The 23,913-nt window shown below is 71.6% G+C and carries 24 protein-coding genes; 12 read left to right on the forward strand and 12 right to left on the reverse strand.

What is annotated here, in order from left to right; all coding sequences use genetic code 11:
- Positions 1-134: 134 nt before the first annotated feature.
- Both BXA10_RS05040 and BXA10_RS05045 read right to left on the reverse strand, forming a co-directional pair.
- Positions 135-356, reverse strand: a complete 222-nt coding sequence (locus tag BXA10_RS05040; RefSeq protein ID WP_076468309.1) for a hypothetical protein — start codon at positions 354-356, stop codon at positions 135-137.
- 239 nt (positions 357-595) lie between these two features.
- Positions 596-2,074 carry an NYN domain-containing protein gene (locus BXA10_RS05045; RefSeq protein WP_076467987.1) on the reverse strand — a complete coding sequence of 493 codons (1,479 nt, stop codon included), beginning with the start codon at positions 2,072-2,074 and terminating at the stop codon, positions 596-598.
- Positions 2,075-2,201: 127 nt separating this feature from the next.
- On the opposite strand from BXA10_RS05045, the gene BXA10_RS05050 reads away from it, so the two are divergent.
- The 5 genes from BXA10_RS05050 to BXA10_RS05070 all read left to right on the forward strand — a co-directional run bounded on the left by BXA10_RS05050 (position 2,202) and on the right by BXA10_RS05070 (position 7,746).
- Positions 2,202-3,959 carry a DEDD exonuclease domain-containing protein gene (locus tag BXA10_RS05050; protein ID WP_076467989.1) on the forward strand — a complete coding sequence of 586 codons (1,758 nt, stop codon included), beginning with the start codon at positions 2,202-2,204 and terminating at the stop codon, positions 3,957-3,959.
- 130 nt (positions 3,960-4,089) lie between these two features.
- The gene (locus BXA10_RS05055) at positions 4,090-5,877 is read left to right on the forward strand and encodes a RelA/SpoT family protein (RefSeq protein ID WP_076467991.1); all 1,788 of its coding nucleotides are present in this window, start codon (positions 4,090-4,092) and stop codon (positions 5,875-5,877) included.
- 52 nt (positions 5,878-5,929) lie between these two features.
- Positions 5,930-6,472: an NUDIX hydrolase gene (locus BXA10_RS05060; RefSeq protein WP_076467993.1), complete on the forward strand. Its 543-nt coding sequence runs from the start codon at positions 5,930-5,932 to the stop codon at positions 6,470-6,472.
- Positions 6,473-6,477: 5 nt separating this feature from the next.
- The gene (locus tag BXA10_RS05065; RefSeq protein WP_245828143.1) at positions 6,478-7,347 is read left to right on the forward strand and encodes a nucleotidyltransferase family protein; all 870 of its coding nucleotides are present in this window, start codon (positions 6,478-6,480) and stop codon (positions 7,345-7,347) included.
- 111 nt (positions 7,348-7,458) lie between these two features.
- On the forward strand, positions 7,459-7,746 hold the full coding sequence (locus BXA10_RS05070; protein WP_076467996.1) for an Lrp/AsnC family transcriptional regulator: 288 nt from the start codon (positions 7,459-7,461) through the stop codon (positions 7,744-7,746).
- Between the two features lie 133 nt (positions 7,747-7,879).
- Here BXA10_RS05070 and BXA10_RS05075 read toward each other — a convergent pair whose 3' ends face one another.
- From BXA10_RS05075 to ctaE, 5 genes are all read right to left on the reverse strand, one after another.
- Complete coding sequence (locus BXA10_RS05075; protein ID WP_076467998.1) at positions 7,880-8,572, reverse strand: DUF4142 domain-containing protein; 693 nt, start codon at positions 8,570-8,572, stop codon at positions 7,880-7,882.
- 211 nt (positions 8,573-8,783) lie between these two features.
- Positions 8,784-10,412 (reverse strand): cytochrome bc1 complex cytochrome b subunit, encoded by a 1,629-nt coding sequence (qcrB, locus tag BXA10_RS05080; protein WP_076468000.1) that lies wholly within the window; start codon positions 10,410-10,412, stop codon positions 8,784-8,786.
- The gene (gene qcrA / locus BXA10_RS05085; RefSeq protein WP_076468002.1) at positions 10,409-11,497 is read right to left on the reverse strand and encodes a cytochrome bc1 complex Rieske iron-sulfur subunit; all 1,089 of its coding nucleotides are present in this window, start codon (positions 11,495-11,497) and stop codon (positions 10,409-10,411) included. The genes qcrB and qcrA overlap by 4 nt, the downstream gene beginning before the upstream one ends.
- Positions 11,498-11,564: 67 nt before the next feature.
- Complete coding sequence (gene qcrC, locus BXA10_RS05090; RefSeq protein WP_076468004.1) at positions 11,565-12,401, reverse strand: cytochrome bc1 complex diheme cytochrome c subunit; 837 nt, start codon at positions 12,399-12,401, stop codon at positions 11,565-11,567.
- Positions 12,402-12,471: 70 nt separating this feature from the next.
- Entirely contained in the window at positions 12,472-13,071 is a 600-nt protein-coding gene (gene ctaE, locus BXA10_RS05095) for an aa3-type cytochrome oxidase subunit III (protein ID WP_076468006.1), read from the reverse strand.
- 108 nt (positions 13,072-13,179) lie between these two features.
- Between ctaE and BXA10_RS05100 the strand changes: the two genes are divergently transcribed.
- The 4 genes from BXA10_RS05100 (at position 13,180) to BXA10_RS05115 (ending at position 16,171) form a co-directional block, all read left to right on the forward strand.
- On the forward strand, positions 13,180-14,163 hold the full coding sequence (locus BXA10_RS05100; RefSeq protein ID WP_076468008.1) for a cytochrome c oxidase assembly protein: 984 nt from the start codon (positions 13,180-13,182) through the stop codon (positions 14,161-14,163).
- Positions 14,164-14,270: 107 nt separating this feature from the next.
- Positions 14,271-14,666: a response regulator gene (locus BXA10_RS05105; RefSeq protein WP_076468010.1), complete on the forward strand. Its 396-nt coding sequence runs from the start codon at positions 14,271-14,273 to the stop codon at positions 14,664-14,666.
- A gap of 86 nt (positions 14,667-14,752) precedes the next feature.
- On the forward strand, positions 14,753-15,799 hold the full coding sequence (gene trpD, locus BXA10_RS05110; protein WP_076468012.1) for an anthranilate phosphoribosyltransferase: 1,047 nt from the start codon (positions 14,753-14,755) through the stop codon (positions 15,797-15,799).
- A gap of 168 nt (positions 15,800-15,967) precedes the next feature.
- On the forward strand, positions 15,968-16,171 hold the full coding sequence (locus tag BXA10_RS05115) for a hypothetical protein (RefSeq protein WP_076468014.1): 204 nt from the start codon (positions 15,968-15,970) through the stop codon (positions 16,169-16,171).
- 590 nt (positions 16,172-16,761) lie between these two features.
- Here BXA10_RS05115 and BXA10_RS05120 read toward each other — a convergent pair.
- Positions 16,762-17,187: a cytochrome c oxidase subunit 4 gene (locus tag BXA10_RS05120; protein WP_076468015.1), complete on the reverse strand. Its 426-nt coding sequence runs from the start codon at positions 17,185-17,187 to the stop codon at positions 16,762-16,764.
- Between the two features lie 10 nt (positions 17,188-17,197).
- Positions 17,198-18,157, reverse strand: coding sequence for an aa3-type cytochrome oxidase subunit II (gene ctaC, locus BXA10_RS05125; RefSeq protein WP_076468017.1), 960 nt, complete (start codon positions 18,155-18,157; stop codon positions 17,198-17,200).
- A 199-nt stretch (positions 18,158-18,356) separates the two neighbouring features.
- On the opposite strand from ctaC, the gene BXA10_RS05130 reads away from it, so the two are divergent.
- Positions 18,357-19,508 carry a cysteine desulfurase family protein gene (locus BXA10_RS05130; RefSeq protein WP_076468018.1) on the forward strand — a complete coding sequence of 384 codons (1,152 nt, stop codon included), beginning with the start codon at positions 18,357-18,359 and terminating at the stop codon, positions 19,506-19,508.
- A complete protein-coding gene (locus tag BXA10_RS05135; RefSeq protein WP_076468020.1) occupies positions 19,505-19,738 on the forward strand; it encodes a sulfurtransferase TusA family protein in 234 nt (77 codons plus the stop codon). Before BXA10_RS05130 ends, BXA10_RS05135 begins: the two co-directional genes overlap by 4 nt.
- A 22-nt stretch (positions 19,739-19,760) precedes the next feature.
- On the opposite strand, the gene BXA10_RS05140 is transcribed toward BXA10_RS05135, so the two are convergent.
- The 3 genes from BXA10_RS05140 to BXA10_RS05150 all read right to left on the reverse strand — a co-directional run bounded on the left by BXA10_RS05140 (position 19,761) and on the right by BXA10_RS05150 (position 22,563).
- A complete protein-coding gene (locus tag BXA10_RS05140; protein WP_076468022.1) occupies positions 19,761-20,738 on the reverse strand; it encodes a carbohydrate kinase family protein in 978 nt (325 codons plus the stop codon).
- 156 nt (positions 20,739-20,894) lie between these two features.
- Positions 20,895-21,263: an iron-sulfur cluster insertion protein ErpA gene (gene erpA / locus BXA10_RS05145; protein ID WP_076468024.1), complete on the reverse strand. Its 369-nt coding sequence runs from the start codon at positions 21,261-21,263 to the stop codon at positions 20,895-20,897.
- A 154-nt stretch (positions 21,264-21,417) separates the two neighbouring features.
- Entirely contained in the window at positions 21,418-22,563 is a 1,146-nt protein-coding gene (locus BXA10_RS05150; protein ID WP_076468026.1) for a glycerate kinase family protein, read from the reverse strand.
- 68 nt (positions 22,564-22,631) lie between these two features.
- On the opposite strand from BXA10_RS05150, the gene nadA reads away from it, so the two are divergent.
- Positions 22,632-23,831, forward strand: a complete 1,200-nt coding sequence (gene nadA / locus BXA10_RS05155) for a quinolinate synthase NadA (protein WP_076468311.1) — start codon at positions 22,632-22,634, stop codon at positions 23,829-23,831.
- Positions 23,832-23,913 lie beyond the last annotated feature (82 nt).

Raw genomic sequence — 23,913 nt, forward strand, 5'->3', positions numbered from 1 at the left:
ATCCCCGCACCGGTACGCGGCGCCACGGATCGCCTGTCGTGCCGCCGCCACCTCGATACGGCGCCCCATCGACCGCACCGGAAGCTGCCGGGGACGGGCCGGAGCCGGGCGGCGTCGACGCGCTGGAGTGGGAGTCAGGCGATTCGGCGGCGGCGCAGCGGCCGGGGCTGGGCGGCCGGCGGTCGCGGCGCGGGCAGCACATCCACCTCGAACCCCGCCCGGACGAACATCTCGATCGCCCGGGACTCGGCCGCGCCGAGGTCGGCCGCGGTGGAACTCTCGTCGAGCAGGGCGGTCACCAGGCAGCCGGAACAGCCGGCACCCCGGATGCGACACCGCTCGCAGTCGATGAGCATGAACGCCTCCTGACGGGCTGCGGCGGCCGGGCCGACCCAACGTCGCCACCCGACCACCATCGGTCACGCCAACGGTAGGCGCCGGGTACGACAGAACCGGACAACGAGCCCCGAACCCTCGCTGATCAACTCGACGTCAATGAAGTCGGGGCATCAGCGGCGATGGCTTCACCCCGACTTCATGGAACCCGGGTGGATCACCAGAGCCGGCAGGTGCGCGGACAGCGAGGCCGGACCGCTCAGGAGCGGGCCAGGCGGCGCAGCAGCGAGTCGGCGCCGAGCGGGTACGCGCCGTGCCGGCGTACCCCGTCGGCGACCTCGCGGTCGGAGGAGATCACCACCACCGGCCGGCCGGGCGGCTCGGCACGCACCAGACGCCGGATCAGGTCGTCCGCGGTCTCCCCCTTGCGGGAGAAGAGCACCCGCACGCCGCGCGGGGTGGGCGGCAGCCCGGGGATGCGCTCGGCGCCGTCGAAGACCACTGTCACCTCGTCGCCGGTCTGCGCGGCGATCCCCCCGAGCCCCGTGATGAGGCGCTTGCGCTGCTGCTCCAGCGACATCTCGCCGAAACCGCGTTTGGTGACGTTGTAGCCGTCCACCACGAGGTGCGCCCGAGGCAGGGCGAGCAGCTGGTCCAGCCGGGCCGGGTCGTCGGTGTCCCGGGCCCGCGTCGCGGCGCCGGCCGCGGTGCCGGGCTGGTCGGCGAACGCCTCGGCAACGAAGTCGGCCGGGAGGGTGTCGACCGGATCGAGCGCCAGCTCGCGGCGCAGCCCGACCGAGGCCTGGCTGATCGTCTCCAGCAGCAGCCACAGCCGGGCGTCGTCGACCGAGCGTGCCTCCTTGGCGCTGGAGCGGGCCGCGCCGGCGACGGCCTCGGCCTCGGCCAGCCGGGCCCGGACCCGGCGCAGCTCCGCTTCGGAGTCGGCGGTCACCCGGGCCGCCCGGCCACGCTCGGTGGCGAGCAGCTCGTTGGCCCGCCGCTCCCGGGCCTGTGTCTCGCGGAGGGTACGGGCCAGCTGCCGGGCCTCCTCACGCTGCTGGCCGAGTTCCTCGCGGACCCGGGCCAACTCGTCTCGGAGCTTCTCCGCCTCGACCCGGGCCACCGCCCGGTCGTGCTCGGCCCGGGTGGCCCGCTGCTCCGCCTCGCGTACCAGCTCGGCGACGACCGCGCTGTCCGCCTCGGCGCGTACCGCCGCGCCGCTCGCCTCGATCAGGTCCCGCCAGCCGCGCGGCCGGGCCAGATAGGCGAGGGCCGCCACCTCGACCGGGTCGGCAGCGGCCGGGGCGGTGCCCTCCACCACGGCGGCGCCGAGGTCGCCGGCGTCGGTCAGTACCCGGGCGCTCACCCGCTGCCGGAAGAGCGGGTCGGCGGTGAGCTGCGCGGCGATCGCCGGAGCGCCGAGCCGGGCCCGGCGGTTGGGCGCGAACTTGGCCACCCGGCGCAGCGGCACGGGCACCTCGTCGGCGGGGAGACCGGGCAGCACCGCGGCGGTGAGGGTCACGATCCGCTGTCGCACCGGCTCGGGCAGGACCGGCTCCGGCTCCGGGGCGGCGTCGCCTACCGGGCCGGCAGCGTCCGTGGCTGCCTCGACGCCGCCGTCGGCAGGGGTCACAGCCTCGTCCGATCCGGCCGGCCCGCCCACCTCACCCGTGTCGCGCGCAGCGGCGGCCCGGCCCTCCGGCGGGAGGTGGTCGTCGTACGGCTCGGTGAGGGGCATGTGGCAAGTCTCCCACCGCAGCCGGGCCCACCGCCCGGTGAGTGAGCCGATCTCTCATCCTAGCCTGGTGGTAACTGGTGGGGCTGCTGAGAACGGAGTGTCGGACCGGAACGTTACGGTGCCGCGGATGGCACAACCGGAGTACGTCCAGCAGACGCTGGCGGGCCTCGACACCGCCCCTGGCGGCGGTATCGACCCGGCCCTGCCGCTCTACGCGACCACCTTCGTGGTGGTCGACCTGGAGACCACCGGCGGTGCTCCCGACGGGGGTGGGATCACCGAGATCGGCGCGGTCAAGGTGCGCGGCGGCGAGGAACTGGGCGTGCTCGCCACCCTGGTCAACCCGGGGCATCCGATCCCACCGTTCATCACCGTGCTGACCGGTATCACCCAGGCCATGGTGGTGCCGGCACCGCCGATCGAGCAGGTACTGCCGAGTTTCCTGGAGTTCATCGCCGACGCCGTGCTGGTCGCGCACAACGCGCCGTACGACGTCGGCTTCCTGAAGGCCGCCTGCGCCCGGCACGGCTACCGCTGGCCCAACCCCCGGGTGCTGGACACGGCCGCGCTGGCCCGCCGCGTGCTGACCCGCGACGAGGTGCCCAACCGCAAGCTCGGCACCCTCGCCGCATACTTCCGCACCGCCACCCCGCCGAGTCACCGTGCCCTGGACGACGCCAAGGCGACCGTCGACGTGCTGCACGCGCTGATCGGCCGGCTCGGCGGGCACCGGGTGGAGACCGTCGGCGACGCGATCGAGTTCGCCAAGGCGGTCACGCCCACCCAGCGCCGGAAGCGGCACCTGGCCGAGGGGCTGCCGAAGGCGCCGGGCGTGTACATCTTCCGCGCCGCCGACGACCGGCCGCTCTACGTCGGCACCTCCGGTGACATCGCCACCCGGGTTCGCAGCTACTTCACCGCGGCGGAGAAGCGGGCCCGGATCTCGGAGATGCTCGCCGCCGCCGAGCGGGTCGAGGCGGTCGAGTGCGCGCACTCGCTGGAGGCGGAGGTCCGGGAGCTGCGGCTGATCGCCGCGCACGCCCCGCCGTACAACCGCCGGTCGAAGTATCCGGAACGGATGCTCTGGCTCAAGCTCACCGACGAGCACTACCCGCGGCTGTCGGTGGTTCGCGAGCTCGCCCCCACCGACCGGGCCTACCTCGGGCCGTTCACCTCCCGGCGTACCGCCGAGCTGGCCGCCGCCGGCTTCTACGACGCGGTGCCGTTGCGCCAGTGCACCCACCGGCTCTCGCTGCGCACCGTCACGCCGGCCTGCGCCCTGGCCGAACTGGGTCGCTGCCCGGCGCCGTGCGAGCACCGGATCAGCCCCGAGGCGTACGACGAGGACGCGGCCGCCCCGTTCCGCGCGGCGACCGCCGACGACCCGCAGGTGGTGGTGGACGCCCTGCTGGCCCGCATCGAGACGCTCTCCCACGACCAGCGCTACGAGGAGGCCGCGGTGGTCCGCGCGCGGCTGGTGGCACTGTTGCGCGCGGCGGTGCGGATGCAACGGCTGGCCGCGCTCACCGGCATCGCCGAGCTGGCCGCGGCCCGTCCCGCCGCCGGCGGCGGCTGGGAACTGGCGCTGGTCCGGCACGGCCGGTTGGCCGGTGCCGGAGTGTCCCCGCCAGGCGTCCATCCACGACCGACGCTGGCCGCGATCCGCGCCACCGCCGAGACGGTTCTGCCCGGTCACGGGCCGGTCCCACGCGCCTCCGCGGAGGAGTCCGAACGGATCCTGTCCTGGTTGGAACGGCCGGAGACCCGGTTGGTCGAGATGTCCTCCGGATGGTCGTCCCCGGTACGTGGCGCGGCACGGTTCCGCGACCTCCTGGCCAAGGCGGAAGCCGCTGCGGCCCATCAACTCTCGACCGAACGCTCATGACCAACTGACCGATCGGACTACGTCTACTCCCTTAGTCTGTTAGAGAAGTGCATTCCTGCCCGATTCGTGGGCCTGCTCCCGGTTGCCGGTCGCCCGGCGGCCGCGGGGCCGGGGTGAGGAGGTGTCCCTCGTGGACGTCGACGCCGGACACGGCGCCGCCCTGGGGGGCGCGCTTCCCACCCGACCAGGTGACCTGCCACTGACCCGCCGACTCCGGTCGCTGCTCAACTGGCCGACCACCGAGTCCGACCCGGTCAGCCAACTGGTACGCGCACACCGTGCCATCCACGCCGGCGCCGACCCCGCGGTGCTGCGCCGGGCGTACGCGATCGCGGAGACCATGCACCGTGGCCAGTTCCGTAAGAGCGGCGAGCCGTACATCACCCACCCGCTCGCGGTCGCCCAGATCTGCGCCGACCTCGGGATGGACACCACCACCCTGGTCGCCGCGCTGCTGCACGACACGGTCGAGGACACCCGCTACACGCTCCAGGCCCTCTCCGACGACTTCGGGGCGGAGGTGGCGCACCTGGTCGACGGGGTCACCAAGTTCGACAAGGCCTTCTACGGCAAGGCCGCCGAGGCCGAGACGATCCGCAAAATGATCATCGCGGCCGGCCGGGACGTCCGGGTCCTGATCATCAAGCTGGCCGACCGGCTGCACAACATGCGTACCCTCGGCGTCCGATCGGCCGCCTCCCGGGAGCGGATCGCCCGCAAGACCGAGGAGGTGCTCGTCCCGCTCTGCGACCGGCTCGGCATCCAGACGCTGAAGCGGGAGCTGGACGACGTGGTGCTGCTGCACCTGCACCCCGAGGAGCACGCCCGCCTCGCCCGGCACGTGCACGACCGACCCGGCTGGGACGCGTACCTCGCCCAGGTGGTCTCGCAGGTCAAGGTCGCGCTGCGCCGCAGCCGCGTCGACGCCGAGGTGGCTCCCCGGCCACGGCACCTCTACTCGATCTGGAAGGACACGGTCGCCGGCGATCACAACGCCCCGTACGACCTGCCGCGCATCGCCGTGGTGGTCGACGGCCCCCCGACCGACTGCTACGCGGCGCTCGGCGCCGTCCACGGGCTCTGGCGTCCGATGCCGGGCCGGTTCAAGGACTACATCGCCTCGCCCAAGAACAACCTCTACCGCTCTCTGCACACCAGCGTGTGCGGGCCGCGGGACCGCACGGTCGAGGTACTCATCCGCACCGAGGAGATGCACCGCTCGGCCGAGTACGGCATCGCCGCCGAGTACCGCTTCCCGCGCACCGGCGGCGGCACGGGCGGCGCCGAACAGCTCGCCTGGCTGCACCGGGTGCTCGACTGGGAGCAGGACGCCGCCGACCCGGCCCAGTTCCTCGAGTCGCTGCGTTGCGACCTGGCCGAGCGGCAGATCGAGGTCTTCTCCGAAGGGCGGCAGGTCGTGCTGCCGGCCGGCGCCACACCGGTCGACCTCGCGTACGAACTCGGCACCGACCGGGGTGACCACTGCCTGGCCGCCCGGGTCAACGGGAGGCTCGCCCCGCTCTCCTCCGAGCTGGAAGAGGGCGACGTCGTCGAGATCTTCACCGAGAACGACGCTGACAACGGCTTCGAGGCGGAGGTCGCGCCGCGCGGCCCTCGCCGGGAGTGGCTCAGCTTCGTGAAGTCCCCGCACGCGCAGATGCAGATCAACCGCTGGTTCGCCGAACACACCGAACCGGGCATCTCGATCAACGACAAGGTACGCCTCGGCCGGGCCACCCTCGGACTCACGCTCCGCCAGCACAACCGAGGGCTGGCGAGCGACCTGCCGCTGCTGCGCCTTGCCGAGGAACTCGGGTACCCCGACCTGGAGACTCTGCTGGTCGCGGTCTTCGACCGGGTGATCGAGCCGAACGAGGTGGTCCGCCAGCTCATCGACCTCGTCGACCACCGCCAGTGACCAGTAGCCCCCGCCGGGCACGAGCCGCATTCGTGACCATTAGCCTGGTGTCATGATCCCCCGCTCGCGCGCCACCGGCAGGGCCATCGGCTATCAGGTCTTCTACCGGCTGCCGCTGCCGCTACGCCGTCGACTGGTCCGGCTGGCTGTGCCGAAGTACATCGTCGGCGCGGTCACCCTGGTTCGCGACGCCGAAGCCGAGGGAGCGGGACGCCTGCTCCTGCTCCGCCAGCCGCCCGGCAAGGGCTGGACGCTGCCCGCCGGACTGCTGCAACGGCGTGAGGCCCCGGTGGTGGGCGCGGCCCGCGAGCTGTACGAGGAGTCCGGCATCCGGCTCTCCCCCGCCCAGCTCAGTCCGGCCGTACCCAACGCGGTCGTACACGCCAAGGGCTGGGTGGACGTCGTCTTCACCGCGGAGGTGCCGGCGTCCACCACCGAACTGAAGGTCGACGGGGCCGAGGTCTTCGAGGCCGCCTGGCATCCGCTGGACGACCTGCCCCAGCTCAGCTGGGCGACCGCCCGCCTGCTCGCGCACTACGGCATCGGCCCCCTGGTGGGGCAGTTCCCGCCGCCCGTACCCGACACGAAGGTGTGAGCGTGGTGCCGGCCGGCGTGGACGACCTCTGTGCGGTGGTGCTCGCCGCCGGTGAGGGGACCCGGCTACGGCCGCTCACCGAGCGGCTGCCCAAGGCGCTCTGCCCGGTCGGAAACGTGCCGCTGCTGGACCGGACGCTCGCCCGGCTCGCCGGACTCGGTCCGTCCGGGCCGCCCCGGGTCGCGGTCAACGCCTGTTACCTGGCCGACCAGGTGGTCGAGCACGTCGGGAACCGCGCCCACCTCTCGGTCGAGCCGGGTGACCCGCTCGGCACCGCAGGCGGGGTCGCGAAGCTGAAGGACTGGATCGCCGGGCGGCCGGTGCTGGTCGGCAACGCGGACGCGTACCTCGCCGACCCGGCCGCCGACCCCGGACCGGACATCGCGGCGCTGCTCGCCGGCTGGGATGGGAACGAGGTACGGCTGCTGGGTCAGCCGGCCGCCGATCCCGGCGCACCCGGGACGTTCGCCGGGTACGCGTTCACCGGGTTCTCGCTGCTGCCCTGGCGGTTCGTCCGCGACCTGCCGGTCGAATTCGGTGACCTGGTACGCGCCGTGTGGCGGCCGGCCGAGGCGGCGGGCGCGCTACGGGTGGTCCCCTACCGCGGCACCTTCTACGACACCGGCACCCCGGCCGACTACCTCGCGGCCAACCTGCACGCGGCCGGCGGTGGCACCCTGGTCGACCCTTCCGCCACGGTCACCGGGCCCTGCCGGGAGGCGGTGGTCGGGGCGGGCGCCGTGGTACACGGCGAGGTCGTCCGATCGGTGGTCTGGCCCGGCGCGACGGTGCGGGCCGGGGAGCGGCTGCACGAGGTCGTCCGGGCCGGTGACGACCTGACCGTACCGGCCGGCCGGGCATCCGCCAGGATCTAGGGCGCCTGCCTCGACGCCGTCCGGCGTCGCCCCGGCCCGGCCCAGCCGGGCGTGGTCTGATTGGACAGGCCCTAGAGTGAGCGACGACGTCGACGAACGGAGAACCTTCCCGTGATCACCGCGATCGTGCTGATCGACTGCGCCACCGACTCCATTCCCGAGGTGGCCGAGACCCTGGCCAACCTTCCCGGCGTCAGCGAGGTCTACTCGGTCGCCGGTCACGTCGACCTGATCGCCGTGGTCCGCGTACGCGAGTTCGACCAGATCGCCGAGGTGATCGCGGGCAGCATCTCGAAGGTGCCGGGGGTGAGCAACACCGAGTCGCACATCGCGTTCCGGGCGTACTCCCAGCACGATCTCGAGGAGGCGTTCGCGATCGGTCTGGCCAACGCCGACTGACCGCCCCGCCTTCACCGGCCGCCACGGCCCGGCCGGCCGTGGCCGGCGTGCCGGGTCCGTCACGGGCGACTGAGGGTGGACGAGCAACGGCCGGCCCATCGGACGATGGACCGGCCGTTCGTGCTTCCCGAGGTCAGCTCACGCCCGGAGCCGGAGTCTCGGTGGTGCCGCCGCCCGGAGCGGGCGACTCGGTCTCGGTACCGCCCGGAGCCGGCGACTCGGTCTCCGTGCCGCCCGGAGCCGGCGACTCGGTCTCCGTGCCGCTGGGGCTCGGCGTACCGGAGGCGCTGGCCTGCGGGACCGGGATACCCAGCTGCTGAGCCAGCTGGACCAGCTCGTCATAGTGCGTCTGGAGGGCCGGCAGCGCGGTCTGCGCCAGTTGGATCACCGACTGCTCGGAGCCCTGCGAGATCTCCGTCTGGGTGGCCTGGATGGCCTGCAGGTGGCCGGCCAGCTGTGCGGTCACCCACTCCTTGTCGAAGTTCTTGCCGCTGGCGTTGTTCAGCCGGTCGATCACGGCCTGCTGGTCAGCGGTGGGCCCCTTGGGCAGCTGCACGTTGAGCTGGGAGGCGGTCTGCTGCACCGTCTGGTCCAGCTGCGTGTGGTCGGTCACGAACATCTTGCCCAGGTCCTTGACCCGCTGGTTCTGGCCCTTCTGCTGGGCCAGTTCACCCGTGGTGATCTCGAACAGGTTGACCTGGTGGATCGCCTGCAGGTACTGGGTGTCCTGCTCCGACGGTTGTGCCTTGGCCTGCGCTGCGGCGGCCGGCGCGACACCGACCAGCACCAGCGCGGCCAGCAGGCCGAGACGTTTGATACCCAACATGCTTCCTCCCCGTGAGACGTTGGACCGCACGGATACCCGGCTCACCGGGGTTATTCCTGCGATCCCCGCGCGCGAGGGGACGGCCCGGTCGGGTGCCGGCGTCCGCTCTGCGCCGACTCAGCCCGCTTCCGGCCGGGGCGGCGCGGGGCACAAACGGGACGTGGCGCCCACCGGAGTGATCCGGTGGACGCCACGTCCAGGTGGGTCGAGGTCAGCGGTGCGACTCGGAACCGCTGGTGATCTCCTCGCGCTCCGGTCGGGGCTCGACCGGCGGGTGCCCCGGCGAGACCGGCGCCTCGGCCGGCTTCTCGATGGGGTAGAAGAAGCCCCGGATGGCCGGGCCGAGGGCACCGAGCCGGTTCATCTTCTTCGGCACCACCCAGCCGGTGTACTCCAGCGCGCCGTGGCCGTCGTGGTCCTGCGCGCTCAGCGGCTGGTGCACCTCGACGAACCGGCCGTCCGGCATGCGCCGGATGATGCCGGTCTCCACGCCGTGCGCCAGCACCTCACGGTCGTGCTGCTGCAGACCGAGACAGAGCCGGTAGGTGACGTAGTACGCCAGCGGCGGCAGGATCAGCAGGCCGACCCGGCCGGCCCAGGTCATCGCGTTCAAACTGATCTGGAACTTGTCCGCGATGACGTCGTTGGCCCCGGAGAGGGTCAGCACCAGGTAGAACGCGAGGGCCATGGCGCCCGCCGCGGTCCGGGCCGGGACGTCGCGAGGCCGCTGGAGCAGGTTGTGGGTGCGGTAGTCCTTGAGGTGCCGGGCCTCCAGGAACGGATAGAGCGTGGAGAGACCGACCAGGATTCCGGGCAGCACGACCGTCGGCCAGAACAGCGGCGGGATCACGTAGCCGTCGCCCAACGGGATAGTGATCTGCCAGGCCGGCATGAGCCGGGTCGAGCCGTCCAGGAACATGACGTACCAGTCCGGCTGGCTGGCGGCGGAGACGACCCACGCCTCGTACGGGCCGAAGAGCCAGATCGGGTTGATCTGGAACAGACCGCCCATCAGCGCGATCACGCCGAAGACGATCATGAAAAAGCCGCCCTGCTTGATCGCGTACCGCGGGAACATCCGCTCGCCGACCACATTGCCGTTGGTCCGGCCGGGGCCGGGCCACTGGGTGTGCTTCTGCGTGAATACCAAGCCCACGTGGACGCTGATCAGCGCGAGCAGCAATGCCGGGATGAGCAGCACGTGGGCGATGAAGAACCGGCTGATGATGATCGTGCCCGGGAACTCCCCGCCGAAGATCGACGAGGTGAGCCAGGAACCGATCACCGGGATGGACAGCATGATCGCCGACGCGATCCGCAGACCGGTGCCGGAGAGGCCGTCGTCCGGCAGCGAGTAGCCGGTGAAGCCCGCCAGGAAGCCGATCCAGAAGAGCAGCGAGCCGATGATCCAGTTCGTCTCACGCGGCTTGCGGAACGCGCCGGTGAAGAAGATCCGCAGCATGTGCACGACGATCGCGGCCATGAACAGCAGCGCTGCCCAGTGGTGCATCTGCCGCATGATCAGACCGCCGCGGACCTCGAAGGAGAGGTTCAGGCTGGAGGCGTACGCGGCGGACATCGGGGTGCCACGCAGTGGCGCGTAGCTGCCGTTGTAGACCACCTCGGTCATCGACGGCTCGAAGAAGAAGGTCAGGAACGTGCCGGTGAGCAGCAGGACGATGAACGAGAAGAGCGCGATCTCACCGAGCAGGAAGGACCAGTGGTCCGGGAAGACCTTGTTCAACACGTGGCGCAGCGGGGTGGCCGCCCGGAAGCGGTCGTCGAGCCCGGCCGCAGCCTTGCCCGGCGCCGCCGCCAGGTCGAACTTACGACGCTTCATGGCCGCTCCCAGAAGTCTGGCCCGACGGTCTCGGTGTAGTCGGACTTCGCCACGAAGAAGCCCTCGGAGTCTACCTCGATCGGCAGCTGCGGCAGTCGCCGGCTGGCGGGGCCGAAGACGGGCCGGGCGTTGTCGGTGATAAGGAACTGCGACTGGTGGCACGGGCAGAGCAGCCGGTTGGTCTGCTGCTCGAAGAGGCTGGCCGGGCAGCCCGCGTGCGTGCAGATCTTGGAGAACGCCGCGTAGTTGCCCCACATGTAGTCGCCGTGGCCGACCCGCTCGTTGGCCTGGCGCGACTCCTTTGCGTCCTCGTCCCGCAGGTGGATCAGCAGCGTCGGCGAGTCCGCGTGCCGGTTGCTGATGCCGTTCTCGATCCCGGGGAAGACGGTCAGCTGACCGCCGGAGCTGATGTCCGCGGGGCGGACCGGACGGCCGTCCTCACGGACCAGCCGGATCTTCTGGCCACCCTCCGCCGGGGCGAACCCGGTGGTGAACATCTGGTTGTTCTTGTGCGGGTTGGAGATCAGCCCGCCCACCAGCGGCGCGGCGGCGACCGCGCCGACCGGCACGAGGCCCGCCAGCAGCGAGATGCCGAGCAGCGGGCGGCGCTTCACGCCCATCTCGTCCGCCATGTAGAGCATCGTCTGGCCGGTGATGCTGCGCTCGTCCTCGGGGACCTGGCCCTCGTGCCGGTCCTGGATCGACACCTCCTTGGGCAGCAGCTTCTTGCCCCAGGTCAGGATGCCGAAACCGATGCCGAGCAGGGAGAGGCCGAGGGTGACACCGAGCAGCGGGTTGTACCACTTGTCGCTGCCACGGCCCGGGGCGTACTCCCACGGCCACCAGATGTAGATGACCAGGAAGGCCGTCCCCACCAGGCCGGAGAGCAGGAAGAGCCAGGCGACCAGCCGGACGAGCCGGCGTTCGGCCTTCGTGCCCGGCACGACCTGCGGCTCGTAGTGGACGATCTCGATGTCGTCCCGGCGGGCGCCCTCACGGACGATGTCGAAGCGGGTAAGCCCGGGGGTGTTCACGTCGAGCGGTTCCCGGCCCTGCTGGGCCTGGTGCTCGGTGTGCGTGCTCATGCCGTCACCTCGTTACGGGCGGTGCCGTGCGTCGGCACCGCAGCACTGGATCGAAGAGTCCGCTCGGTCACGACTTGCCCGCAATCCACAGGCTGGCGAAGACGAGCGCGACGATGCCGACCAGGAAGATCGCCAGACCCTCGGTGGAGGGGCCGTACCGGCCAAGGTTGAAACCACCCGGGTCCTGGTCGTGCTTCAGGGTCTCCTGGATGTAGGCGATGATGTCGGCCTTCTGCTCCGGCCGGAGCTGGTTGTCGCCGAACACCGGCATGTTCTGCGGACCGCTGAGCATCGCGGCGTAGATCTGCCGGTCGCTCGCCGGGCGCAGGCTCGGGGCGAACTTGCCCGAGGAGAGCGCGCCGCCACCAGCGCCGAAGGCGTGGCACTGCGAGCAGTTGATCCGGAACAGCTCACCACCGGTCGCGATGTCGCCGTCGGAGTGCAGGTTGGTGCCCTCGGGAAGCTCCGGGCCACCGCCGAGCTCCTGGACGTACTGCGCGAGCTGACGAGTCTGCTCGTCCGTGAACAGCGGCGGCTTGCGGTGCGCCTGAGCCTCCTGGCGCGCCAGCGGCATCCGGCCGCTGCCGACCTGGAACTCGACCGAGGCCGCGCCGACGCCGATCAGACTCGGCCCTCGTCCCTCGACACCCTGCGCATTGCGCCCGTGGCAGGTCACGCAGCTCACGTCGAACAGCGCCTTGCCCTCGGCAGCGGCGCTGCTCATCGGCGGAGCGTCCTGAGCCTGCGCGCCGGGGGCAAAGAGGGTGTAGGCGCCGCCGGCGAGCGTCAGCGCGGCGAGCAGCCGGACCGCGGCACCCAGCCGGCGGCGGCCCCTGCTGCGCGCCGCGGGCCGCTCGCGCAGCCGCGCGAGCAGACCGCGTCGGCGGTCGTTGTCAGAAGTCATGACCTGTGTCCTTAACCGGTTGGACCTTCTCAGGGGACGGAGCAACGGCGCGGTTCGTGACGCGCCAAGATCACTGAAGCCAGTAGATCATGGCGTACAGCGCGATCCACACCACATCGACGAAGTGCCAGTAGTACGACACGACGATCGCCGAGGTGGCCTGCGCCGGCGTGAACCGGCCCATGGTGGTGCGGATCATGAAGATGATGAAGGCGATCAGACCGCCGGTCACGTGCAGACCGTGGAAGCCGGTGGTCAGGTAGAACATCGACCCGTAACCGTCTTCGTTGATCTTCACGCCCTCGCTCACCAGCGTGCGGTACTCGTTCAGCTGGCCGAGCACGAAGATCAGGCCCATCACGAAGGTGATCGTGAACCAGCGCCGTAGCGCGTGCACGTCACCCCGCTCCGCCGCGAAGACGCCGAGCTGGCAGGTCACCGAGGACAACACCAGGATCACCGTGAACGTGGTCGCGTACGGGATGTTCAGGTGCTCGGTGTGCTTCGCCCACTGCTCCGGCGCCGCGGCGCGGATGGAGAAGTACATCGCGAACAGCGCCGCGAAGAACATGAGTTCGCTGGAGAGCCACACGATCGTCCCGACGCTGACCATGTTCGGTCGAGTCAGAGAGTGGATCCGGCTCTTGTCAATGGCTGGGGCCGCAGTCACGCGGTCATTATTGCCCCTGACCGGCACCCACGATCAGCGGGGGGCCAAACCGGTGGTCAGGGTGGCCCGATAGTGGTCGTCCGGTTCGCCTGGCCTAGCCTGAAAAGCGTGCTGCACGTCGATCCGATCTTCGCCGCCACCTCGACTACCTCGTCGTTCGTCGCCGGGGCCGTCTCGGCAACGCCCCCGGTCGCGGCCGGCGGCGAGGCGCTCCCGCCGCCGTTCACCATCGGCGCCGTCCTGACCGAGACCCGGCTGGACAGCTGGCTGGCGCTCGGTCTGGTGCTCGCCGCCGGCCTCTACCTCTACGGCGTACACCGGCTGCGGGTGCGCGGCGACCACTGGCCGGTCGCGCGGACCGTCTTCTTCCTCGGGCCCGGCCTCGGTGGGATCGCGCTGGTCACGGTGAGCGGGCTGCACGCGTACGACACGGCGCTGCTGAGCGTGCACATGGTCCAGCACATGATGCTGTCGATGGTGGCGCCGATCTTCCTGGCCCTGGGCGCGCCGATGACGCTCGCCCTGCGCACCCTGCCGCAGCGACCCCGCAAGCGGCTGCTGGCGATCGTGCACAGCCGGATCGCGCGGATCTACAGCTTCCCGCTGGTGGCGTTCGCCATCTTCGTGGTCAACCCGTTCGTGCTCTACTTCACCGACCTGTACCGGTACACGCTGGAGCACGCCTGGGCGCACGAACTGGTGCACGCGCACTTCATCATGACCGGCTGCGTGTTCTTCTGGCCGCTGCTCGGCCTCGACCCGCTGCCCGGTCGCTGGCCGTATCCGGCCCGGGCGCTGCTGATGCTGCTCTCGGTACCGTTCCACACCGTGCTCGGGCTCACCATCATGCAGAGCACCACACTCTTCGGCGGCGACTGGTACCCCTCGCTCAACCTCGGCTGGGCCGACCCCTGGGACGATCAGGTGCTCGCCGGCGGCATCCTCTGGGCCGGTGGCGAGTTCGTCAGTGTGACGATGCTCGCCGTGCTGGTCGTTCAGTGGATCAAGCAGTCCGAGCGGGAGGCCCGGCGCATCGACCGCGAACTCGACCGCCAGGAGGCCCGCGAGCGCGCCGCGGAGTCCGCGGCCTGAGCTGCGCCGGGAGCATCCGCGGCCGGCGGACGCCGGGCGGGATGTCGGCTGTGTCACGTCGACCGGTACGATCAGCGGGCAGCTACGAGGTGGGAGCCTGTCTAGCGATGAGCGATCGTGAGTGCACCGTCGTGCTCTACAGCGACGACCCGCAGGTCCGGGACCGGATGCGGCTGGCCGTCGGCACCCGGCCCGCGCCCGGCCTCCAGCTCGAGTTCGTGGAGGCCTCCAGCTATGCGGAGGTCGTCCGGCTGGTCGACGACTACGAGATCGACCTGCTCCTGCTCGACGGCGAGGCGACCCCGGGCGGTGGCATCGGAATCGCCCGCCAGATCAAGGACGACCGGGCCGACGCGCCCCCGACCTGCGTGGTGATCGCCCGCGCCGCGGACCGATGGCTCGCCGCGTACGCCGAGGTCGACGCCACCCTGGTGCACCCGCTCGACCCGGTGACCACCGGCAACACGGTGGCCGAGCTGCTGCGGACGCACGCACCCGCCTGACGTCCCCCGCTCCGGCACCGACCCACGGCGCCGGACCGACCGGCGCCGGTTCACCCACCCGTATCCGCACGCTCGGGAGGCCCGCGATGGGCGATCGGACCTGGCCGCACCTGCTCAACGCGCTGCTGCGCGGCGAGGAACTCTCCACCGCCGACACGGCATGGGCGATGGGCGAGATCATGAGTGGCGCCGCGAGCGCCGCGCAGGTCGCCGGGTTCGCCGTCGGACTGCGCGCGAAGGGCGAGACCTCGGCCGAGCTGGCCGGGCTGGTCGAGGCGATGCTCACCCGGGCGGTCCCGGTGTCGCTGACCGACGAGGTGCGGTCCACCGCCCTCGACGTCGTCGGCACGGGTGGCGACCTCGCCCACACGGTGAACATCTCCACCATGGCCGCTCTCGTGGTCGCCGGTGCGGGGGTGCGTGTGGTCAAGCACGGCAACCGCGCGGCCTCCTCCCTGTGCGGCACCGCCGATCTGCTGGAATACCTCGGCGTACCGCTGGATCTCGGCCCGGAGGCCGTCGCCCGGTGCGTTACGGAGGCCGGCATCGGCTTCTGCTTCGCGGCCCGCTTCCACCCCGGCATGCGGCACACCGGCCCGGTCCGGCGTGAGCTGGGCGTGCCCACGGTGTTCAATTTCCTCGGCCCGTTGAGCAACCCGGCCCGCCCCCGAGCCGGCGCGGTCGGCTGCTTCGACTCCCGGATGGCCCCGGTGATGGCCGGCGTGTTCGCCGCCCGAGGCGACTCGGTGCTGGTCATGCGGGGCGAGGACGGGCTCGACGAGTTCAGTACCGCCGCGCCGACCCGGGTCTGGGTGGCGCAGGGCGGCACCGTACGCGAGACGCTGCTGGACGCGGTCGACCTGGGGGTGCCCCGATCCACCATCGCCGACCTGCGGGGCGGTGACGCTCCCTACAACGCCGACGTGGCGCGCCGCGTGCTGGCCGGCGAGACCGGTCCCGTACGCGACGCGGTCCTGGTCAACGCCGCGGCGGCGCTGGCCACCCAGGGCCCGTTGAACGGTGATCTCGTCGAGGCGCTGCGGGCGGGAACGGCCCGCGCCGCCGAGTCGATCGACTCCGGCGCGGCAGCCGCCACTCTGGATCGTTGGATCGAGGTCGCCAAGACGCTCTGACCGCCGCCACGGCCGGTCCGCCGGGTTCGGGCTGCCCGTTCGTGTCGGAGGGGCGTGTCAAACTACACGCGAGTGATTCATCCTCGCTCGGGCAGCACGTCCACGACCGGCCCCTTCTCCGACCGGCCGGACGTCGTCCCGGGCGGACCGCAGCGAGAGGAGGCGCCCGTGTCGGACCGTGAGCTGTACTGCGACAACTGCCAGGGCGTTCAGCAGTTCGAGACGCCACCGTGCGTCGACGGGCACGGCGTCGACTGCCCCGAGCTGGTCTGCACCCGCTGCGGCAACGCCCTGCTGATCGCCACGTTCACGTTCCACGCGCCTCGCCTCGCTCGGAGCGAGCAGCGCGCGCCGGCCCGCCGGGCCGCCTGACGCTCCCGCCACGCGCCGGCCAGACGTCTGACGACCACGCCCCCACCTGCTGCGTACCCGCCACGCCCTCTGAGGGCCACGCACACCGCCTGACGGCCACGCCGTGCCTGCCCGGGGCTGCGTGGACCCGCCACGACCCTCTGACGGCCACACAAGCCGTCTGTCGACCCATCCGCTCTTCGCCCGGCCGCCGCGCGATGTCGTCCCGGCGGTCCGGCAGCCTCGCCGGCTGTTCGACGCCGATGCCGCATCGGCGGCCGAGGCGTCGCAGTTGGATTGCCGTACGAGCGCTGTCGAGCTGCCCCAGATTATGAGACGGCGGTGGGTGGCGTCGCGACCGTCCCCGGGACGCCGGCGGACGGTGCACACCGGGCGGCAACGGCCGCTTACCGGGGGCCGCACGTTGACGTCGAGCGCGATCAGCGTGTGCCCCAGAAGTGGGGCAGCTCGACACTGCCCGGCACACCACCCCGGCACCCCGCGTGGAAGCACGGGTCGCTCAGGAGGTGGGGTGGGTTCTCCCACCCGGGAAACGCGAAAGCCCGCCTCCGAAGAGGCGGGCTTTCGTCGTGGTCCAAGACGCGGCCGGCTCAGTGCTCCGCGGTGCGCCGGGTGCCCGAGTAGTACTCGAAGAGCAGCCCGCAGGCGGCGAAGATGACCGCCACCAGACCGGCGCCGAGCAGCCAGAACTGCCAGAACACGAGGCCGAGGCCGGCGATGGAGGCGGCGAGCGCCAGCCCGAGCGGCCAGTAGCTGCCCGGGCTGAAGAAGCCGACCTCGCCCGCGCCGTCGGCGATCTCCGCGTCCGGACGGTCCTCCGGACGCAGGTCGATCCGGCGGGAGACGAACCAGAAGAAGCCGCCGCACATCGAGCAGAGGAGGAAGGACAGCGCCAAGGCGGTGGTGCCGACCCACTCGACCCGGCCGCCCTCACCGGCGGTCCAGGCGCCGTACAGGATGGCGGCGCCGAGGAGGAAGCCGGCGATGATCAGGAAGATACGCCACTCGGTCTTCATGCCCGCTCCCTCAGCGTCCCGCGCCGGCCGGAGCCGGGTTGAAGTTGTGCTCCGTGCGCCGGGTCTCGAACGGCTCGGTGGTCTGCGCGTAGGGGTCCTCGCCGATCGCGGACAGCGCCTCCTGCGTGGTCTTGCCGTCCCGCTTGGCCGCGAGGAACTGGTCGTACTTCTCCGGCGACACGACCCGCAGTTCGAAGTTCATGAACGCGTGGTACGTGCCGCAGAGCTCCGCGCACCGCCCGACGTAGGCGCCCTCGCTGTCCAGGCTGGAGACCTCGAACACGTTACGGATCTTTCCGGGGAAGACGTCGCGCTTGAACAGCAGCTCCGGCACCCAGAACGAGTGGATGACGTCCCGGCTGGTCTCCTCGAAGCGGACGGACCGGCCGGTCGGCAGCACGAGGATCGGGATGACCTCGCTGGTGCCGAGCGTCGACGCGACGGTGTTGGCGTCCGGGCCCTGACCGTCACGGTAGTTGAACTGCCAGTTCCACTTGAACGCGACGACCTCGACGGTGACGTCGGGGTTCCGGCTCAGCTTGTTCACGTCGGTCTGCACGACCGCCGTGTAGTAGAAGAGCACGGACACCACGAGGATCGGCGCGATGGTGTAGAGGAACTCCATCGGCATGTTGTAGCGGGTCTGCACCGGCAGGTCGTTGCCCCGCTTCCGGTAGCGGATCACGCACCAGAAGATGAGGAACCACACGAAGACGCCGACCGCGAGCGCCGCGATGCAGGACGCGATCCAGAGGTCGTACATCCGGTGCGACTGCGGCGTGATGCCGCCCTGCGGCCAACCGAAACCGTGGAACGTCTTGCCGACGTCACAGCCCGTGAGCAGGAACAGCAACGCCGCGCCGCCGAGGCCGAGCCCGGCGAGCCGACCAGCACCACGCCGCCGGCCCCCGCCAGCTCCCGCGTTGTGCCGTACGGCCGACGGCCGTACCTCCGAACTCCTTGCGACCACCTGGTCCTGCCTCCCTAGCGCGCCGCGGTGTCTGTCCTTGTCCTGCCGACCTCCGGCTTACGGAGCGGACAGCACCGGCGGCAAAGGCGTCACCGACGGTCGCAGATTACTCGACCATGACCGGCTGGACCGTGTTGGGGTCACTCTCCGCCCCCCAACGGGGGATCTTGGCTCATTCGGCGAGATAGCGTAATCAGCCGTGAGTGCTTCCCCGGTCTACCTGGACGCCGCCACGGCCACGCCGCTGCACCCGGTGGCCCGGCAGGCCCTGCTCGCCGCTCTCGAGGACGGCTGGGCCGACCCGGGCAAGCTCTACACGCAGGCTCGCCGCTCGCGCCAACTGCTCGACGCGGCCCGGGCCGCGGCCGCCGAAACCCTGGGCGTACGTCCCGACGAACTGTCCTTCACCGCCAGCGGCACCGCCGCCGCGCACGCCGCCGTGCTGGGTGGCCTGGCCGGTCGACGGCGAACCGGTCGCCGGCTGGTGCACTCCGCCATCGAGCACTCGGCGGTGCTGCACGCCGCCGAACGGCACGTGGCCGACGGCGGGGAGGCGGCGTCGGTGCCCGTGGATCGGCTCGGTGGCCTGGACCTCGAGGTCTGGTCGGCCGAGGTACGCGCGCCGGGCGTGGCGCTGGCCGCGCTGATCGCCGCCAGCCATGAGGTGGGCACCCTCCAGCCGGTGGCCGAGGCGGCCGCCGCGTGCCTCGACGCCGGGGTGCCTCTCTACGTCGACGCGGCGCAGGCGGTAGGCCGGGTGCCGGTGCCGCCGGGCTGGTCCGTGCTGACCGCGAGCGCGCACAAGTGGGGCGGACCGGCCGGGGTGGGTCTGCTGGTGGTGCGCAAGGGCACCCGCTGGGAGTCGCCCTATCCGGCCGACGAGCGGGAGTCGGGTCGTACGCCCGGGGCGCTGAACCTGCCCGCGGTGGTGGCCGCCGCCGCGAGCCTGCGTGCGGCGGCGGCCGAGGCAGAGGCCGAAGCGGCCCGGCTGGCGCCGCTGGTCGACCGGATCCGAGCCCGGGTGACCGCGGAGGTGCCGGACGTCGAGGTCGTCGGTGACCCGCAGCGCCGGCTGCCGCACCTGGTCACGTTCTCCTGCCTCTACGTCGACGGCGAGGCGTTGCTGCACGCGCTTGACCGGCGGGGTTTCGCGGTGTCCTCCGGCTCGTCGTGCACCTCCTCGACGCTGCGCCCGTCGCACGTGCTGGAGGCGATGGGTGTGCTCTCGCACGGCAACGTGCGCGTGTCGCTGCACCGGGACACCTCGGCGGCCGACGTGGAGCGGTTCCTCGCCGAACTGCCCGGGATCGTCGCCGACCTGCGGGCCGAGGCGGGGGTGGTGGGGCTGTGACCATGCCGGACGAGGTGCTCGACTGCCGTGGCCAGCGCTGCCCGTTGCCGGTGATCGCGGTGGCCCGCCGCCTGCCGGAACTGCCGGTCGGCACGGTCGTACGGCTGCTCGCCGACGATCCGGCGGCCGCGGTGGACATCCCGGCGTGGTGCCGGATGCGGGGACAGGAGTTCGTCGCCCGGGTCACCGGCCCCGACGGCCCCGCCTACGACGTACGCCGCATCCACTGATCCCGGCCGCCTCGGCCCACTGTCAGGGCAGCAGGTGGGGGCGGACCTCGTCGGCGGCCACATCGCCGTACGACTCGCCGAGGCGCTTGATGAAGAGATCCCGGCGCACCTGGTATTCCTGGGTGCCGACGGTCTCCAGCACCAGGGTCGCCAGCAGGGAGCCCACCTGCGCTGCCCGCTCCAGGCCGAGCCCCCAGGAGAGCGCGGTGAAGAACCCGGCGCGGAAACCGTCCCCCACGCCGGTCGGGTCGACCGCCCGGATCTCCCGGGCGATGGGCACGTGGATCGTCTCGAAGTCACGCCCGGCGATCTCGACGCCGTCCTTGCCGAGCGTGGTGACCCGGACCTTGACGCGGTCGAGCAGCTGATCGTCGCTGAGCCCGGCCTTGCTCTGCAGGAGCGACTTCTCGTAGTCGTTGGTCATCAGGTAGTCGGCGCCGTCGATCAGCGCGACCACGTGTTCACCGGGCATCCGGGCCAGTTGCTGGGAGGGGTCGGCGGCGAAGGCGTAACCGCGCTCGCGGCACTCGGCGGAGTGACGCAGCATCGCCTCGGGGTCGTTCGCGCCGACCAGGACCAGGTCGAGGCCGCCGAGGCGCTCACCCACCGGGCCGAGTTCGATGTTGCGCGCCTCGCTCATCGCCCCCGCGTAGAAGGAGGCGATCTGACACATGTCGAGATCCGTGGTGCAGACGAACCGGGCGGTGTGCGCCACCTCGCTGACGTGCACCGAGTCGCAGTCGACGCCGTGCCGCTCCAGCCAGGAACGGTAGTCGGCGAAGTCGGCGCCGACCGCGCCGACGAGCGCCGGGTGCAGGCCGAGCTGGCCCATGCCGAACGCGATGTTCGCCGCCACGCCGCCACGGCGCAACACCAGGTCGTCCACCAGGAAGGAGAGCGACACCTTGTGCAGCTGGTCGGCGATGAGCTGGTCGGCGAAGCGGCCGGGGAAGCTCATCAGGTGGTCGGTGGCGATCGAGCCGGTCACCGCGATCTTCATGTCAACCCTCGAGGTCGGGAGCGGGGCGCGGTCAGCCTACCGGGCCGGCAAACGTGCGGTGTCCGCTCGGTGGGACGACGGTCGTCTGCGGGTGAACCGTGCCGGAACGAGGACGGGGCCGCCCAGATGGGCGGCCCCGTCGTCGTACGGGTCGACTCAGCTGAAGGAGTCACCGCAGGCGCAGGAGCTGCCCGCGTTGGGGTTGTCGATGGTGAAGCCCTGGGCGTCGATCCGGTCGGCGAAGTCGATGGTGGCACCGGCCAGGTAGGGGGCGCTCATCCGGTCCACGACGACCTCGACACCGTCGAAGTCGGTGACGATGTCACCGTCGAGGGAGCGCTCGTCGAAGAAGAGCTGGTACCGCAGGCCGGAACAGCCGCCCGGCTGCACCGCGACGCGGAGCCGCAGGTCGTCGCGGCCCTCCTGCTCGATCAGGGCCTTGACCTTCTGCGCCGCGACGTCGGTGAGGACGACGGTGGTAGGGGCCTTGGCCTCGGTCGACTCGGTCTGCGCTGGCGTGGTCACGTGGAATTCTCCCTGCGCGCTCGTGGTGTGGTCGTCCCGACCAACGTCACCCGCCGGTCAGCGATTCCCACTGTGGTCCAATTTCTGATTGTAGGCCGGTCCGGGCGCCGTTGACCCCTGGACGTGACCCGGGGGTCACCTCGGGCGGCGTGGGTCACACCCGCCGTGCTCGGCTCCACTGCCCGGCCAGCCGCGCGCCGAGCTCCCGCAGTCCGTCGGCGGGCCGGCTGAGCGCCTCCGCGAGGCCGCGCTCGTCGCCCCCGAAGTGTTCCACCAGGCTGTACGCGTCGGTGACCCCGGCCGCGGCCGCCTCCCGGCGGCCGGTGCTCACCTGACCGGCCAGCACCACGCAGGGCAGCCCCCGGTCCCGCGCCGCCCCGGCCACACCGGCCACCACCTTGCCGCGCAGCGACTGGTGGTCGAACGAACCCTCGCCCGTGATCACCAGATCGACGGCGTCCAACGCGGCGTCGAGGCCGATGGCCCGAGTGACCAGGCCGATGCCCGACTCACAACGCCCGCCGAGGGCGAGGATCGCCGCGCCTGTCCCGCCGGCGGCCCCGCCACCCGGAAGCGCACCGAGCGACGCCGGGCAACCGGGCAGGTCCCGTTCCAGCACCATCGCGAAGCGTTCCAGCGCGCTGTCCAGCAACAGCACGTCGGCCCTGTCCGCGCCCTTCTGCGGGCCGAAGACGTTGCTCGCGCCGTGCAACCCGAGCAGCGGGTTGTCGACGTCGGTGGCGGCGACGAGGTCGACACCGCGCAGCCGGGGCGCCCCGTCGAGCCCGGCGACGGCGGCCAGCGCCGCACCGCCGTACGGCAGAGCCAGACCCGCCTCGTCCAGCGGCGTGACGCCCAGGGCGGTGAGCATGCCCGCTCCTGCGTCGTTGGTGGCCGAGCCGCCGAGCCCGACGACCACGCGCCCGGCCCCGCGCTCGACCGCCGCGGCGATCAGCAGACCGAGCCCGAAGGAGGTGGTCGCCTTCGGGTCGCGCTCGGGTGGGGCGAGCAGGTGCAAACCGCACGCCTGGGCGCTCTCGACGTAGGCGGTGCCGTCGGCGGTGAGCAGGATCTCACCGGCCGCCGGACGTCCGAGCGGATCGACGATCGGCACCGCCACCCGGTGGCCGCCGAGCGCGTCGGCGAGCACGTCGACGAAGCCGGGCCCGCCGTCGGCGAGCGGTCGGATCAGGAGTTCGTCACGCTCGGCGATCTCGCGCCAACCGGCAGCGACCGCGGTGGCCACCTCGGGGGCGGACAGGGTGCCGGCGAACTTGTCCGGGCAGAGCAGCACGCGCATGCCGAGCAGTGTGGCAGCACACACCGGCGGAAGCTGCGCACCGTTCGCGCTGTGGGACCATGGCCTACGTGACTTCCACCTGGGTAGAACCCTCCAACACGGCCACGGCACTGCTGCTGCTCGGGCGGGGAAGCGACCCGGCCACCGAGCGCGGGGTGGAGTGTCCGGGCGACCTTCCGGCGCCCAGTGACCCCGACCTGGTGGCCCGGGCAGCGGCGGCGAAGGCGGCGTTGGGCAGCAAGGTGTTCGTGCTGGGGCATCACTACCAGCGCGACGAGGTGATCCAGTTCGCCGACGTGACAGGTGACTCGTTCAAGTTGGCGCGTGAGGCGGCGGCCCGGCCGGACGCGGAGTACATCGTCTTCTGCGGCGTGCACTTCATGGCCGAGAGCGCCGACATCCTCACCACCGACAGCCAGAAGGTGATCCTGCCCGACCTGGCCGCCGGGTGCTCGATGGCCGACATGGCCGTGCTCGGTCAGGTCGAGGCGGCCTGGGACGTGCTCACCGAGCTGGGTATCGCCGAGGAGACGGTGCCCGTCACGTACATGAACTCGTCGGCCGACATCAAGGGCTTCGTCGGCCGGCACGGGGGTGTGGTCTGCACCTCCTCCAACGCCAAGCGCGCCCTGGACTGGGCCTTCGAGCAGGGTTCGAAGGTGCTCTTCCTGCCCGACCAGCACCTCGGCCGCAACACGGCCGTGCTGGAGATGGGCTACTCGCTCGACGACTGCGTGCTCTACGACCCGCACAAGCCCAACGGCGGGCTGACGCCGGAGCAACTGCGCGACGCGAAGATGATCCTCTGGCGCGGGCACTGCTCGGTGCACGGCCGGTTCACCCTCGACAGCGTGAACGACGTCCGCGAGCGGGTGCCGGGGGTGAACGTGCTCGTCCACCCGGAGTGCCGGCACGAGGTGGTGACCGCGGCCGACCACGTCGGCTCGACCGAGTACATCATCAAGACCATCGAGGCGGCCCCGGCCGGCTCGGCGTGGGCGGTCGGCACCGAGCTCAACCTGGTCCGCCGGCTCGCCCTCGCGCACCCGGACAAGCAGATCATGTTCCTGGACCGGGCGGTCTGCTACTGCTCGACCATGAACCGCATCGACCTGCCGCACCTGGTCTGGGCGCTGGAGGAGCTGGTGGCCGGTCGGGTGGTGAACCAGATCACCGTGGATCCGGACACCGCCGGGCACGCCCGCGCGGCGCTGGACCAGATGCTGGCGCTTCCCGGCGTCGGCGCCTCGGCCCCGACCGCCAACTGATCACGTTCCGTAGCGTCGTTGATACCCATTAGTGCGGGATCACCGGTTTAACACTCTGCGGGTGGTGTGACCGGTTCCATTC

It is taken from the genome of Micromonospora avicenniae (genome assembly GCF_900156065.1).
GTDB lineage: Bacteria > Actinomycetota > Actinomycetes > Mycobacteriales > Micromonosporaceae > Micromonospora > Micromonospora avicenniae.

Coding starts and splice junctions, on each gene's coding strand:
- BXA10_RS05040 (WP_076468309.1), bottom strand. CDS start 356: ATGCTCATCGACTGCGAGCGGTGTCGCATCCGGGGTGCCGGCTGTTCC.
- BXA10_RS05045 (WP_076467987.1), bottom strand. CDS start 2,074: ATGCCCCTCACCGAGCCGTACGACGACCACCTCCCGCCGGAGGGCCGG.
- BXA10_RS05050 (WP_076467989.1), top strand. CDS start 2,202: ATGGCACAACCGGAGTACGTCCAGCAGACGCTGGCGGGCCTCGACACC.
- BXA10_RS05060 (WP_076467993.1), top strand. CDS start 5,930: ATGATCCCCCGCTCGCGCGCCACCGGCAGGGCCATCGGCTATCAGGTC.
- BXA10_RS05075 (WP_076467998.1), bottom strand. CDS start 8,572: ATGTTGGGTATCAAACGTCTCGGCCTGCTGGCCGCGCTGGTGCTGGTC.
- qcrB (WP_076468000.1), bottom strand. CDS start 10,412: ATGAAGCGTCGTAAGTTCGACCTGGCGGCGGCGCCGGGCAAGGCTGCG.
- qcrA (WP_076468002.1), bottom strand. CDS start 11,497: ATGAGCACGCACACCGAGCACCAGGCCCAGCAGGGCCGGGAACCGCTC.
- qcrC (WP_076468004.1), bottom strand. CDS start 12,401: ATGACTTCTGACAACGACCGCCGACGCGGTCTGCTCGCGCGGCTGCGC.
- BXA10_RS05105 (WP_076468010.1), top strand. CDS start 14,271: ATGAGCGATCGTGAGTGCACCGTCGTGCTCTACAGCGACGACCCGCAG.
- trpD (WP_076468012.1), top strand. CDS start 14,753: ATGGGCGATCGGACCTGGCCGCACCTGCTCAACGCGCTGCTGCGCGGC.
- BXA10_RS05120 (WP_076468015.1), bottom strand. CDS start 17,187: ATGAAGACCGAGTGGCGTATCTTCCTGATCATCGCCGGCTTCCTCCTC.
- BXA10_RS05140 (WP_076468022.1), bottom strand. CDS start 20,738: ATGAAGATCGCGGTGACCGGCTCGATCGCCACCGACCACCTGATGAGC.
- BXA10_RS05150 (WP_076468026.1), bottom strand. CDS start 22,563: ATGCGCGTGCTGCTCTGCCCGGACAAGTTCGCCGGCACCCTGTCCGCC.